Consider the following 12522-nt stretch of genomic DNA (forward strand, 5'->3'; position numbering starts at 1 on the left):
ATGAGTGAACACGTTGATTCTACTTGGCTATCAGGGTGAACGTGCAGCGGACGCTCTAATTAAAGGCACATCAGCAAAGGTCGTCGGCGCGCAGAGCATTGATTCCGTCTATGCCCTCCATGCTTATTTAGCGGTTGATTGGTTCAGCTGAGTGCATGAATCTGTAGCGCTGCTGCAGATGCACTACAGTCAAACAGGTCGCCACCCCGGAGAGCACCATGAAAACCGTCGCCCAGCTGTTGAAATTGAAAGACCTGCACAACCAGCAAGTGCACACCATTGGCCCGCATCAGATGGTGCTCGAGGCGCTCAGGCTGATGGCCGAAAAAAACATTGGCGCGTTGCCAGTGGTTGAGAATGGCGTAGTGGTCGGCGTAGTCAGCGAACGCGATTATGCGCGCAAAGTGGTCCTCAAGGGACGCTCTTCGGTAGGCACGCCGGTCAGTGACATCATGAGCAGCCACGTCATCACTGTGGACTCGCAGCAGAGCGTCGACGCCTGCATGGGGATCATGACCGACAGCCACATGCGCCATCTGCCTGTCGTGGAAAACGGGCAACTGCTAGGCCTGCTGTCCATTGGCGACCTGGTAAAAGAAGCCATAGCCGAGCAGGCCAGTCTCATTCAGCAGCTTGAACAGTACATTCGCGGCGACTGATAAAAACACCTGCCCGTGAAGCGCGCGGTGACGCGCGCAATGGCATCACTCAGTCATCCAGCGCCTTGCCAGGCGCGCCACCCTTGACTGGCTTACCGGGCTTTTCGGGCTTTTCCGCCGGCGCGGGTTTGGCTTCAGGCTGCGGTGGCGGCGCGGAAGCTTCCTGCTCTCTCATCGGCATCTGGTCGATGGTGGCGAAGATCTCCTTGGGGTCTATCGACTCTGACTTTCCGACAGTCCTGTCGATTTTTTTCTCGCCGTCCTTACCCACCAGAATGACCTTGGTCCCCACTCCTGCACCCAGTTTCAACTCGCGAATCAAGGCCATGGTCGATTGTGCATCAAGGGTTTTGCCGTTGCGTTCGCCGATGGTATTGACGATCGTGTACAGCACCATATGACGCTGCGAAAACGCCTCACGATTGGCCGGCTCGTCCAGCGCCTTCTTGAGCTTGACCAGTGTCGGATCGACCGTGCTGGGCGCAATGATGATCAGCGGACGCGACGTACCGCGTTCTTGCACCAGCGGGTTTTCGTCAGCGGCAAGCGCTGTGCCGGTAGCAACAAGCAGGGTGGCGAGGGTCAGGGACCGGATTAACATGGTGGGCTCCTTTCAAATCCATTGGGTAGCCATCGCGCAGACACACACGACGCTTGTCCCTTCTACCGCAAATGGGCGGTTACGGTACAGCCCGGCGTAGTCCTTTTCCTTCATCAAGATCCTGGGCTGAACATGCAAGCGACCGCTGGGAGGCGCTGTCGAGTGCTGCCGACAGCCGCTGAACAATCTGTGCAACCTCGGCAGCATCGAGCATCAGAGGTGGCAACAAACGAATGACCTTGCCCCGTGTGACGTTGATCAACAGAGCATGTTGCTCGGCCGCGATCTGCGTCAATTCGGGGATCGCTTCTTGCAATTCGATGCCGATCATCAGCCCTCTACCGCGAATCTCCAACACATTCGGATGTTCGCCAAGCGCGCTTTGCAGTTGCTCAAGCAAGCGCTGGCCTTGAATCCCGGCGTTCTTCACCAGTTCCTGTTGCTCAATGATGTCGATCACAGTGCACCCGGCACGACACGCGAGCGGATTGCCGCCGAAAGTACTGCCATGGCTGCCGGGCGTGAACAATTGCGCAGCCTTGCCCCGCGCCAGACAGGCGCCGATCGGTATCCCGTTGCCCAGTCCTTTGGCCAGGGTCATGACATCGGGCACGATGCCTTCATGCTGAAAGGCAAACCACTTTCCGGTGCGGCCCATGCCGGTCTGGATTTCATCAAGCATCAGCAACCAGTCGCGGCGCGTGCAGCGCTCCCTCAGCGCCTTGAGATACCCGGCCGGCGCCACTTGCGCGCCGCCCTCCCCCTGAATCGGCTCGACCAATACCGCAGCGATCCGGTGCCCGTGAGTGACGCAGACTCTATCGAATGCTGCCAGATCACCGAACGGGACCTTGACGTAGTCACCCGGCAAGGTGCCAAAACCCAGGCGCACGGCCGGCCCGTCGCTGGCTGACAGCGTGCCCAGCGTGCGGCCGTGAAAGGCGTTTTCCATGACCACCACCAAGGGTTGCTCGATGTACTTGTGCCAGCCGTGCAGCCGAGCCAGCTTGAGCGCAGTCTCGTTGGCCTCGGCACCGGAGTTATTGAAAAACACACGCTCCATGCCAGAGAGCGCTGTCAGCTTCTGCGCCAGGCGTTGCTGCCAGTCAATGCTGTACAGATTGGAGGTGTGCAACAGCAACCCCGCCTGATCACGAATCGCCGCTACCAGCAGCGGATGCGAGTGACCGACATTGGTCACTGCCACCCCCGCCACGGCATCCAGGTATTCGCGCCCGCGCTGGTCCCACAGACGCGTGCCCAGACCATGAGTGAAACCAATGGCCAACGGTTGGTAAGTGCTCATCAGGCAGGCAGTGGTCATCGCGTGAAGCTCCTTGGGTAGATGTCGATTTTTGCAGTATGGTTAACCACTCCTTATGGATAAATAGCGCAATACTTCAATCATCTTAAAGTCAGGATTGATAATGGATTTGTTTCAGGCGATGCGTGTGTACGTAAAGGTTGTCGAGGCAGGCAGCCTGACGGCAGCGGCGCAGGCATGTTCGATTTCCACTACGATGGTCGGCAACCATCTGCGCGCACTGGAGCAGCGCCTGGGCGTCAGCCTGTTACAGCGAACCACCCGCCGCCAGCGCCTGACCGAGTTCGGCACGGCGTACTACGAGCGTTGCCTCGAGGTATTGGGCCTGGTCGCCGAGTCCGAACAACTGGCCGAGCAGGCACAAGGTGATCCGTCAGGCACACTGCGCATCACCGCGCCACTGACATTCGGCTCGGAAGTGCTGGCACCTGCACTCGCAGAATTCTCCCGGCACTTTCCACAAGTCAGGCTCGATCTGGTGCTGACCAATCAGCGCCTGGACATGATCGATAATGGTTTTGACGTTGCAGTGCGCCTAGGCAATATTCCAGAAGCTTCGCCGCTCATTGCGCGACCCATGCAGGACTACACCCTGACCATTTGCGCCGCGCCGGCCTACCTGGCTCGCCACGGCGCGCCCACACACCCTGAAGATCTTCGTGCGCATAATTGCCTGCCGTTCGCCTACCCCGCCGGAGACGAGTGGCGCACTGCGGGCACCCAATGGCGCATGACAGGGCCTGAAGGCGAGGTGCTGGTAGAGGTGGACGGTTCGCTGGTTGCCAACACTTCCGCAGGTCTTTATCAGGCGGCTCGCGCTGGAATGGGTATCGTGATGCTGCCGGATGCGCTGGTTCAGCGAGACTTGCAGGAGGGCCGGCTGGTTGCGCTGCTGCCCGACTATCACCTGCCGAGACGCCCGATGAACCTGCTGTATGTACAGGACCGGTACCGGCTGCCGAAGCTGAGAAGTTTTGTGGAGTTTGCGTTGCAGCGCTGGGGCCGCTAGCTGTCAGAGCGCGTGCGCGTCGCCCCTACCGGTGCGTGGCATTGCGCCCGCACCGGAGTATTGCCGAGGGCAAACGTCAGACTTTGAAACGGTTGACCAGGCTTTGCAGGTGCCCGCCCAAGCGGGCAAGCTCCACGCTCGACGCGGCAGTCTGTTCACTGGCCGAGGCGGTCTGTTCCGAAATGTCTCGCACATTCAGTACGCTGCGATTGATCTCTTCAGCCACCGCGCTCTGCTCCTCAGCCGCCGCAGCAATCTGATGGTTCATCGTCTCGATGGTCGAAATCGCCTGAGTGATGTTACTGATCGAGACGCCCGCATTGCGAGTCAGCTCGACACTGTTGGCGGTCAGCGCCTGGCTGTTGTCGAGAATCGTGGCCACTTGCGTGGTGCGACTGTGCAATCCGCTGATCAGGGCAGCAATTTCCTCTGTCGAGGTCTGCGTGCGTTGCGCCAGACTTCTCACTTCATCTGCAACGACCGCAAAACCACGTCCAGCTTCGCCCGCCCGGGCTGCTTCGATGGCGGCGTTGAGCGCCAGCAGATTGGTCTGTTCGGCCACTGCCTTGATAACGTCCAGAACGCCGCCGATCTTGTTGCTTTCGCTCTTGAGGTCATCCATTGCAGATTTGGAATGCTGCACTTCGGTGGCCAGTTTTTCGATCTGTGCCACGGCCTTGGAAACTACGCCATCGCCTTCACGCGCTTCTTTCGATGCGTTGACCGCAGCATTAGAGGCCTGCTCGGCGTTTCTGGCGACTTCCTGAACGGTCGCCGACATTTCGTGCATGGCGGTGGCGACCTGATCCGTTTCGCTTTTCTGGCTGTTCACACCCGCGCTTGTCTGCTCGGTCACTGCCGAAAGCTGCTCGGCGGCACTGGCAATCTGGGTAACACCGTCACGCAATCCGCCGATCAGCTCACGCAAATTGGTCGTCATGCGCTGCATGCTGCTCTGCAGACGTCCGAGCTCATCCTTGCGGGTGACCGCCTGATTGTGCGTCAAGTCGCCATCTGCGACACGCTCGGCCAGCTTCAATGTTTCGAGCAGCGGACCTACGATCAGGCGGGTAATCACCCAGGCCGCGAGGAAACTCATGATCAGCGCCGCAACCAGCCAGACCGAAAGCAGCGTCTTGGCCTGATCGACGTCTTCAATGCGCAGATTCACCTGGTTGGCGGAAAGCTGGTCGGCCGACTTGAACAGAACGCCGATCACTTTGGTGATACCCGCCTGGGCCTCATCAATAGATGCCTGTGCAGCAGTGAACTTGTTCATGGTGCTCTGGTAGCTGACCATGGAATCTACAAGGTGCTTGATCGTTGCAGACTGACTGTCGAACCCTTGCAGACCTTTGACAAAGTTGATGACTGTATTCATCGAGGCTTCTGCCGGCGCCCTGTTCTCGGTTTTCAGAGAGTAGGTATAACCGCGCAGATCGAAACGCATTTTCTGAAACAGTGTCATGGCCTGAACAATAGCGTCGCGCTGTGAAGCAGTGCCCTCATCCGACCTCGCGAACGCATTCAGCTTCTGCAAGTCTTCAGCCCCGGCATCAGCGTACTGGCCAAACATTCCACGGGTCGCCTCGCGGGCGGCAGTCGCCCGCATGAGGTTGTCATAATGGACCCGGTATTCAACCAGCGCTTCGGCAGCAGCATTTACCAGCGGTATGTTCAGCGGGGAGTCGAATACCTCTTGCGCATACTTGACGTGGTTCTCGAGGCGCTCAAGAGCCTTCAGCCAGTCATTGGCGCGCTCGGCGTCGTAGTTTATCCAGTACGCCAGGCGTGCGATGCGAACATCACGAGTCAGCGTGCTCATTTTACCGATGTCGGCAATCCGTTCGCTTCGTTCGCTCAGCGAAGAAATGCCGGTCCAGCCCGTCAGCGCAATCAGCACCGTCAGCACGATGACCAGAGCAAAGCCCAGCGCTAGCTTGGACCGGACAGAAATATTGCTCAGAGTGTTTTTCAACTTAAGTCGCTCTTTATAGGTCATCGGGTGGAGTTACGGGGCTGATCCTTGCCACCTGCTCAGTCCAGTAGTCGGCTGAACGACGCCGAACTTTAAAGCTGGCGTCAATAATTCATGCTCACAAATAATTCACCAGAGGCTGTAACGTATATGGCTTTTTTAAACGGCTCGGTTAGCATGGTGCGCTGCGCACATGAATGAGTACCCCCGGAGAATGACATGAGTTTGGCGTTGACAACTTCAAGGAGCTGCTTGACCACTGAGGAACGCTCTGCGATCGCCGAGATCGAGGCCACGACCAATGTCTTGCGGCTGGTTACCCGGCTGACCGGAATGCGTTTTGCGGGCATCGCGAAATTTACCGAATCGGACTGGATAGCCTGCTCGGTCTATGACCCGACAGACCTCGGCATCGACGATGGCGATGTGTTCCCGCTCGAGACCACGCTGTGCAGCGAGCTCTGCATCAACCCCCAACCCTTGTTCGTACCGCAGATCAGCCAGAACGGCAGGTACGCCAACCGCCCGGTGGTAAAACGTTACGCCATAGAAAGTTATGCGGGTGTGCCTATCTATCTTCCGGACGGCCAACTGTATGGCGCGCTGTGCGCACTGGATTCACAGGTGACGCTGTTTGAAGACCCTGATCTGCCGGAAACCCTGACTCTGTTCGCGCGGCTGATCGGGTGTATTTTCTTCGCCAATATCACCGACACCAACGCCTGAAACAGAACAACCCGGTCAAGGCCGGGCGGTATGTTGTGTCGCCGCATACAGAGCAGGTTCAAGCATTGCGCTGCTGAACCGGCCCTCATCGAGTTGCATGGTACGTTGTGGCGAAACAGGTCTGGACGGGGTTTCTGCGTCCAGCGTATCGGCAGGCAGGTCGACGCCGAAATGAGAAAACGGTTCTTGTGCAACCATACCGCCAGCCGCCAGAACCAACAGCAGGAATACGCCCGCAACGGGCTCTTTTGATACGCACATAACCGCTTCTCCACTTCGGTAAAACGATTCGACTCAAGGCAGCCAACGTTGCACAAGGCCGCAGAGCTGTGCCGGGCTGATGCCGATCACCTGCTGCGGTGCAACCCGGAATCAGCGATCCTACATGGCTGCTATGCTGCGCACCCACCACCATAAGTGAACGTAACGGTACACTTATGGTGAAATAGAGGCAAGACCTCATTTTTGCGAAGGCCGCGCTACACGCTTTGCAGGTACGCGCCCAAATGATCGTGCAGGAAGAACGCAAGCAGCGTTCCTGCAAGCATTGCCAGCAAATCCAGCGCTCTGGCTTTGCCCCACATCGGTGTGCGCTCACGAAGTCGAAAATACCAGGGGCCAGTGCAGAGGATCAGGCCTTGGCCAAAAATCCAGACAAGCGCAATGAAAACTCCTGTGCTCAGAAAGCCTTCATCCCGGACACCCCACCGGTCCGTCGACTGATTCATGGCGACGAAGTAAAGACCAGCCGCGCCGATGATCGCCATCGTCAGGCCAATAGGCCAGGCTGGAAAACCGGGTCGCTGCATCGCCTTTTCAAGGTTGGAACGATCGCCCTCCAGCAACTCGATAATCCTTGGCCACCCCGCCATACGCGCAAGCGCCAATGCATCATGCCCATTGCTGTTGGTTGCCGCCGGGTCTGCCCCGAAATGTAAAAGCGTGACAACAAAATTGCAATTGCCCGCGAGCGTCTCGCGGTGGATCATCTGCCAGCCCTCTTCGTCAGGGTCCGTGACTAGCGCAGGGTCCTCTTTAAGACCATGTTCGACAGTGCTTTGAGCATTCAAACCCATCGGATGTTCGAGCCGCTCAAGCGTGTTTAAAGCCCGTTTGTCCGACGCGCTGGCAAGTGTGCGGGTGAAGCAGACTGGCGACTTGCCCTCAGCGGGCGGGACAAGCATCACCGTGCCAGCCTCACCGAAGTCCAGGCCCCATGCCTGATCGTGTGCTATGCGTTCTGCCGCAGACATCCCGGACCGCAGCGCATCAATGGTGAAGCCACCGAATACGCGGCCGTCCGACACATAGACCCAGTCGTTCAGGCTGGTCAGCGGAACCGTAACCGGGTCTCCGGCGCCCATCGAGTTCACCCACACGGGTTCATTCATGAGAACGCCTGAAAGGCTCTGGCCGTCGAAATCGACATCCGTCACCCACATGTTCTCGACCGATGGGCTATCCGGATCAGGTGATTGGGTGGCGAACGATACCTTTACCGCGGCCAGGTCCAGCCCTTGAACAATTCGGCGGCGCTCCCAGGACATTTCCCGCCAGAAAAACTTGAACGTGCGCCGCGCACTGGCAGCGGCGGCGCGAAAGTCTTCGCTCTCGCCTTCAACGCCGTAGATCGTATGTTCCTTCATCGACAAGTGATTCCTTGCATGGAAAGATTCAAAAAACGCAGCTGCTGAGCGTCATCGATCACAGCCGGTCAACGATGTCATCTATGTATCGGCTGCAAGTCTCTGGCGCCTTTTTCACAGCGCCAGGCTTGCGGGCGGAATAATCCGGTGCCAGAGTGCCTCGCACAATGCTTGAAATTTTACATGGGCAAGCCCGAGTATATTGTCTGAGCCCTATGTAGCGGTCGCCGAAGTTTCCAATGACGCTTCCTGACTGCGACCGATAGACACCATTCAAGGAATGAATCCAATTGCATACACCTGTCTCGCAAATTCTCATTCAGCGTCTGGCTGAACCCCACCTTGAAGGCGTCACGGCGCTCTTCAACGAGCCAGCGGTTTGTCGTCAGTTGTTGCAGATGCCTTATCAGTCCATCGAGGTATGGCGCAAACGTCTGGCAGATAGCACCGAACGCCATCTGAAACTGGTTGCGCTGAGTGGCGGCGAAGTAATCGGCAATATTGGTCTCGAACAATATTTACGCAGCCGCCAAAGCCATGTCGGCGCCATCGGTATGGGCGTCGCATCATTCTGGCAAGGCAAGGGCATTGGCTCAAGATTGCTGGCGGCAGCGCTGGACGTGGCAGACAACTGGATGAATCTGCACCGGATAGAACTGACTGTATTCGCCGACAATGAGGCCGCTCAAGGCCTGTATCGCAAATTCGGTTTCGATGTGGAAGGACGGCTGCGCAACTACGCAGTGCGCGACGGAGTATTCGTCGACGTACTGAGCATGGCGCGACTGAGATAACTACGCAGATAAAACTGCCGCTTGAGCCCTGCCTGAAAAAGTGCAAGGATCAGCCATGAACAAAATTTTTCAAAGCAACCGACATCACCATCACAGCCCCTTTCAAGGCGCTGAGGTTGCGTGTGCTCATCGATAGGCCAGACATGGATTCATGCTCTGCCCCATCAGTGAAACAAACCAAGGCGCCCCAGGCGCCTTTTTTATTGCCTGTCTATTACCCTCAAAAAATCACCCTCAAAAAATGGAGATAACACCAATGACCATGCTACGCGGAACCCGCATCGTGACCGGACCAGAAGCCGCAAACCTGCGTGAAACGGAAAACCGTTTCCGGAGCTATCTTCATCGAAGCTGGCGCTGAGGAAGCAATCGTCCCGGCCTTGTGGGGTCAGGACACGTTTATCGAAAAAGCGGGCGGCAGCGAGATCATCGGTCAGATGTGGGCCTTCAACGACAAGGCCGGACGCGCTTGCTGTCTGATCCCGGAAGCCACTGCCTTGTTTCAGGAGCGCAGTGAAGTACTGTTGAAGGGGCGCAGTGAGGCCATGTTTTTCTATGTGGCACGCTGCTACAGATATGAACGCCCTCAGGCCGGACGCTATCGCGAGTTCACGCAGTTGGGGCTAGAAATTCTCGGTCCCTCACCGCAGCAGGCATTGCTGCGCAGCCAGGCGATATGCACCGGCTTTCTCGATTTGCTGGGGCTGGATTACCAACTAAATATCGCCGTCAAACGGGGCCTGAGTTACTACCTGGAAGGCAATGGCTTCGAGGTGCGCTGCCCGGGATTGGGAGCGCAGCAACAAGTCGTTGGTGGCGGGGCCTATCGGGAAGGTGCCGGGTTCGGTATCGGGCTTGAGCGGCTGGTGCTGGCGCTTGAGCAAGATTGACCTCGACTGATGCAGGGCGCCTCTGCCAGGGGGCGCGTCTCCACTAACTGGAGTTAGTCCGAAAAGTCAGCCCGCAAGCTTCTTTTGATACAGGCCAGTGTGAGATTGCTCCCCGCCCGCCCCCTGTGTCAAAGGTCGAGGAACCATTATGGCCCTGGAACCACCTATTGATTTAGCTTTCTTGGGGGATGTATGGCTTCGTCATCTGCTATAGCGTTTCATTACGCCCAGTCATTTTCCTGTATCGCGGAGAAGTGCGAGGATAATTGCTGCCAGGAAGGCTGGCAGATTTCTGTAAGCGACCAGCGTGTCGATGCTTATAAACGGTCGTCTCCCGAACTCCTTAATCTGATAGCCAGTGACAATGAAGGTTTCAGGATGAACCTGAATGCGGATAATCAATGTATGGCTCTGCAAGGGGGGCGCTGCTCCGTACATACCCAATACGGTGAGGCGGCTCTGCCGGATATCTGCGCAACGTACCCTCGTATGAATCGTCGGTTCGATGCCTTTATTGTAAAGTCCGCCACAATGAGTTGCCCTGAAGTGGCACGGTTGGTCTTGTTTGGTGATACGCCCTTCCTGCTGGAAGATAGCGTTGGGCCTAATACAAAGGGGGATGGAAGTTTAGCCAACCATTTGATCAAGGTCGATCCTGACAGCTGGGCCTCTATCATTCGTTTTTTCAGCGAGCAGGCGCTGACGCCGCACAGGTCGGTGTACCAGGTCATCGGGCAGTTATGCTATGTGGTGTCGGGTCTAGAGGGCCTGCCTTACGAAAAGTGGATGGAAAGCATCCATCGACGTGGCTCCGCAACCTCGCCGCTGATGCTGAATAAGGAGCCCGAAGTAACAGATCAATTACTTCAGGTACTGGAAGATATTCTGAAAGCGCGAACCATACCGGAGAGCATGCGAAAAGCCGTATCAGATGCAATTACAGTTCAAAAAAAAGGACCACAGAAACGCCAGCTAAGGGCGCTTAAACCAGAATTTTCTGACACTGCCCAGCATCACGCAGATGCAGCTCTGGAACAGGCGATTAAACGTTTTATTGCGGCCGAAATTACCCGCACTGGTTTTCCTTTTATCTCTACCACACCCGCAGGGCAAGATTATGGTTTGTCTCTCAGTGAATGGACCGCTACCTTGGCGATCCGTACATTGGCTCTGCGTTTGCTATTGTTAGCACACTGCGATCAAGAGCCTGATAACCAACTGCCGCCACAAAAAATCGTTGAGCTCATCTACCGCTATTGCCGTGCGGCCAATCATAATCTCGCTACCGCTAGCGAAATAGCACTGAGACGAAATATCAGTGCAAGGATCCTGGCCATCCACGATACGTCGGTAACGTAAGAGCAGTTGATATGTACCCTACGCTGACCCTCTCCGGTTTGGTGGCTGCAAAATCAAAAAGGAGAGACGGCCGGCAAGAAAATTTCTATAAGGGTTTGGGGGCAATGTAACTTGAGCTTAAATGCACTTGCCGTTACGTTAATCCCCAAACCCCAACAACAGAAATATTAAACGTCAGCCCAGCGAAGCTTCAGGTAGTCGACCACCTGCTGAGTCTGTGAGGCCCGCAGAAACATATGTCGAAATAACATACACCCGGAAACCTCAGTCAGAGAATCATTCAAGTCAAGCTGACGGGTAATTTCAGGCACGCCCCCCTCGACAGTCCAGTCGGGCTCGGTTTCTGATGCCGTTCCCACTTTATACAGAGCCATACCAATATATAACGCTGTGCCAGTTCCGCTGACGGTATCCGCCCACCACTGTGTGATGACATCATAACGCGCAACCTCACGAGCAAACGGCCAGTATACCTGCGGGGCGATATAATCAATGATGCCGTCAATGACCCATTTCCGTGTGTCTGCATACGCGAAATCGTAATTAGACGCACCGGCCTGCGTATCAGACCCCAGCGGGTCGTCAGATTTATTCCGCCAGACGCCTGCCGGGCTGACGCCAAACAAGACATCCGTTTTTACGGTGGCTATTTTTTTATGGCATGTATCAACCAGCGAATAAGTGTTATTCCGCCGCCAGTCGGCCTTCGTGGTAAAGTTCGTATTGTATTTCTGATAGGTGGTATCATCCTGCAGCAGCGAGCTGGCAGTTTCATAATAAAAATAATCATCGAATTGAATGGCATCAACATCGTATTTAGTGACAATTTCTTCAACAATACTACTAACCCACGTCTGAACTTCAGGTATCCCGGGGTTGAGAACAAAGCGGTTCGCTGCGGTTCCCGTCCATTCAGGATGCGTTTTAAACACACTGGCCGGTGAGTCAGATGATGAGTTGTTCAGCTCTTCGATTGTGGCATCGCTGGCGTTCATTGATACGCGGTACGGGTTCACCCATGCGTGCAGCTCAATATTGCGAGCATGTGCCTGCTCGATAGCATAAGCCAGTGGGTCGAAGCCGGGATTCTTCCCGAGCGTACCCGTCAGGTACTTCGACCACGGAAGCAGGTCTGATGCATAGAATGCATCTGCGCAGGGAACAACCTGGAATATGACGGCATTCATTTTCATTGCCACAATTTCATCAAGAATGCCGGTCAATTCTTCTTTCTGTTTACTGACACGAGCAGCCTCATCAGTAATGGCCACAGATGAGACTGACGGCCAGTCAAGATTCGTAACTGTCGCGACCCAAGTCGCCTTGAGGTTTTTGTTCGCAGTTGCCATTGCGGTTTCTCGTTTAGGGTTCTGAGTGAACGAAGAACGCCTGCTCTCACAGACGTTCTTCAGGTATGGGAACGGTGTGTCAGCTCAGTTGCACGTCTTTCATCGCAGGAATATAACCGTAGTCATATTCTTCCTGCACGAACGAGCGATCCCCTTTCAAGAGGATCCTCACCGTCGGCGCTTCGGT

13 protein-coding genes and 1 pseudogene are annotated in these 12522 nt (G+C 56.0%); 6 read left to right on the forward strand and 8 right to left on the reverse strand.

What is annotated here, in order from left to right:
• Window positions 1-218: 218 nt before the first annotated feature.
• Entirely contained in the window at window positions 219-659 is a 441-nt protein-coding gene (locus tag ALO43_RS00465) for a CBS domain-containing protein (protein ID WP_053479966.1), read from the forward strand.
• Between the two features lie 49 nt (window positions 660-708).
• Here ALO43_RS00465 and ALO43_RS00470 read toward each other — a convergent pair whose 3' ends face one another.
• Window positions 709-1260 (reverse strand): DUF4174 domain-containing protein, encoded by a 552-nt coding sequence (locus tag ALO43_RS00470; protein ID WP_005893114.1) that lies wholly within the window; start codon window positions 1258-1260, stop codon window positions 709-711.
• A 79-nt stretch (window positions 1261-1339) separates the two neighbouring features.
• Window positions 1340-2584, reverse strand: coding sequence for an aspartate aminotransferase family protein (locus ALO43_RS00475; RefSeq protein WP_024670129.1), 1245 nt, complete (start codon window positions 2582-2584; stop codon window positions 1340-1342).
• 103 nt (window positions 2585-2687) lie between these two features.
• Between ALO43_RS00475 and ALO43_RS00480 the strand changes: the two genes are divergently transcribed.
• Complete coding sequence (locus ALO43_RS00480) at window positions 2688-3593, forward strand: LysR family transcriptional regulator (protein ID WP_054996961.1); 906 nt, start codon at window positions 2688-2690, stop codon at window positions 3591-3593.
• 76 nt (window positions 3594-3669) lie between these two features.
• Here ALO43_RS00480 and ALO43_RS31955 read toward each other — a convergent pair whose 3' ends face one another.
• Both ALO43_RS31955 and ALO43_RS31960 read right to left on the reverse strand, forming a co-directional pair.
• Entirely contained in the window at window positions 3670-4542 is an 873-nt protein-coding gene (locus ALO43_RS31955) for a methyl-accepting chemotaxis protein (protein ID WP_371903714.1), read from the reverse strand.
• Window positions 4525-5595: pseudogene (locus ALO43_RS31960) on the reverse strand (methyl-accepting chemotaxis protein); the annotation flags it as partial. The pseudogene ALO43_RS31960 and the gene ALO43_RS31955, both read right to left, overlap by 18 nt.
• 195 nt (window positions 5596-5790) lie before the next feature.
• Between ALO43_RS31960 and ALO43_RS00490 the strand changes: the two are divergent.
• Window positions 5791-6297 carry a GAF domain-containing protein gene (locus ALO43_RS00490; RefSeq protein ID WP_024670127.1) on the forward strand — a complete coding sequence of 169 codons (507 nt, stop codon included), beginning with the start codon at window positions 5791-5793 and terminating at the stop codon, window positions 6295-6297.
• A 15-nt stretch (window positions 6298-6312) separates the two neighbouring features.
• Here the strand turns inward: ALO43_RS00490 and ALO43_RS00495 are convergent, their stop codons facing one another.
• Together ALO43_RS00495 and ALO43_RS00500 are read right to left on the reverse strand one after the other, a co-directional pair.
• Window positions 6313-6558, reverse strand: a complete 246-nt coding sequence (locus tag ALO43_RS00495; RefSeq protein ID WP_005893121.1) for a hypothetical protein — start codon at window positions 6556-6558, stop codon at window positions 6313-6315.
• A 218-nt stretch (window positions 6559-6776) separates the two neighbouring features.
• A complete protein-coding gene (locus tag ALO43_RS00500; RefSeq protein ID WP_053932528.1) occupies window positions 6777-7943 on the reverse strand; it encodes a DUF2314 domain-containing protein in 1167 nt (388 codons plus the stop codon).
• Window positions 7944-8233: 290 nt separating this feature from the next.
• Between ALO43_RS00500 and ALO43_RS00505 the strand changes: the two genes are divergently transcribed.
• The 3 genes from ALO43_RS00505 to fliB all read left to right on the forward strand — a co-directional run bounded on the left by ALO43_RS00505 (window position 8234) and on the right by fliB (window position 10986).
• Window positions 8234-8737, forward strand: coding sequence for a GNAT family N-acetyltransferase (locus tag ALO43_RS00505; RefSeq protein ID WP_054996962.1), 504 nt, complete (start codon window positions 8234-8236; stop codon window positions 8735-8737).
• A gap of 311 nt (window positions 8738-9048) precedes the next feature.
• Window positions 9049-9627, forward strand: coding sequence for an ATP phosphoribosyltransferase regulatory subunit (locus ALO43_RS00510; protein WP_005893131.1), 579 nt, complete (start codon window positions 9049-9051; stop codon window positions 9625-9627).
• A 192-nt stretch (window positions 9628-9819) separates the two neighbouring features.
• Window positions 9820-10986, forward strand: coding sequence for a flagellin lysine-N-methylase (gene fliB / locus ALO43_RS00515; protein WP_005893134.1), 1167 nt, complete (start codon window positions 9820-9822; stop codon window positions 10984-10986).
• 167 nt (window positions 10987-11153) lie between these two features.
• On the opposite strand, the gene ALO43_RS00520 is transcribed toward fliB, so the two are convergent.
• Window positions 11154-12335 carry a glycoside hydrolase family 10 protein gene (locus tag ALO43_RS00520; protein ID WP_054996963.1) on the reverse strand — a complete coding sequence of 394 codons (1182 nt, stop codon included), beginning with the start codon at window positions 12333-12335 and terminating at the stop codon, window positions 11154-11156.
• Between the two features lie 79 nt (window positions 12336-12414).
• On the reverse strand, window positions 12415-12522 hold a 108-nt coding region (locus tag ALO43_RS29815; RefSeq protein WP_135001148.1), incomplete at its 5' end, for a glycoside hydrolase family 68 protein.

This window comes from Pseudomonas tremae, assembly GCF_001401155.1.
GTDB lineage: Bacteria > Pseudomonadota > Gammaproteobacteria > Pseudomonadales > Pseudomonadaceae > Aquipseudomonas > Aquipseudomonas tremae.

What these genes read in the sequence shown, in the direction of transcription:
- ALO43_RS00475 (WP_024670129.1), bottom strand. Translation starts at nt 2,584, where the DNA reads ATGACCACTGCCTGCCTGATGAGCACTTACCAACCGTTGGCCATTGGT.
- ALO43_RS31955 (WP_371903714.1), bottom strand. Translation starts at nt 4,542, where the DNA reads ATGCAGCGCATGACGACCAATTTGCGTGAGCTGATCGGCGGATTGCGT.
- ALO43_RS00495 (WP_005893121.1), bottom strand. Translation starts at nt 6,558, where the DNA reads ATGTGCGTATCAAAAGAGCCCGTTGCGGGCGTATTCCTGCTGTTGGTT.
- ALO43_RS00500 (WP_053932528.1), bottom strand. Translation starts at nt 7,943, where the DNA reads ATGAAGGAACATACGATCTACGGCGTTGAAGGCGAGAGCGAAGACTTT.
- ALO43_RS00520 (WP_054996963.1), bottom strand. Translation starts at nt 12,335, where the DNA reads ATGGCAACTGCGAACAAAAACCTCAAGGCGACTTGGGTCGCGACAGTT.
- ALO43_RS00480 (WP_054996961.1), top strand. Translation starts at nt 2,688, where the DNA reads ATGGATTTGTTTCAGGCGATGCGTGTGTACGTAAAGGTTGTCGAGGCA.
- fliB (WP_005893134.1), top strand. Translation starts at nt 9,820, where the DNA reads ATGGCTTCGTCATCTGCTATAGCGTTTCATTACGCCCAGTCATTTTCC.
- ALO43_RS00465 (WP_053479966.1), top strand. Translation starts at nt 219, where the DNA reads ATGAAAACCGTCGCCCAGCTGTTGAAATTGAAAGACCTGCACAACCAG.
- ALO43_RS00470 (WP_005893114.1), bottom strand. Translation starts at nt 1,260, where the DNA reads ATGTTAATCCGGTCCCTGACCCTCGCCACCCTGCTTGTTGCTACCGGC.
- ALO43_RS00490 (WP_024670127.1), top strand. Translation starts at nt 5,791, where the DNA reads ATGAGTTTGGCGTTGACAACTTCAAGGAGCTGCTTGACCACTGAGGAA.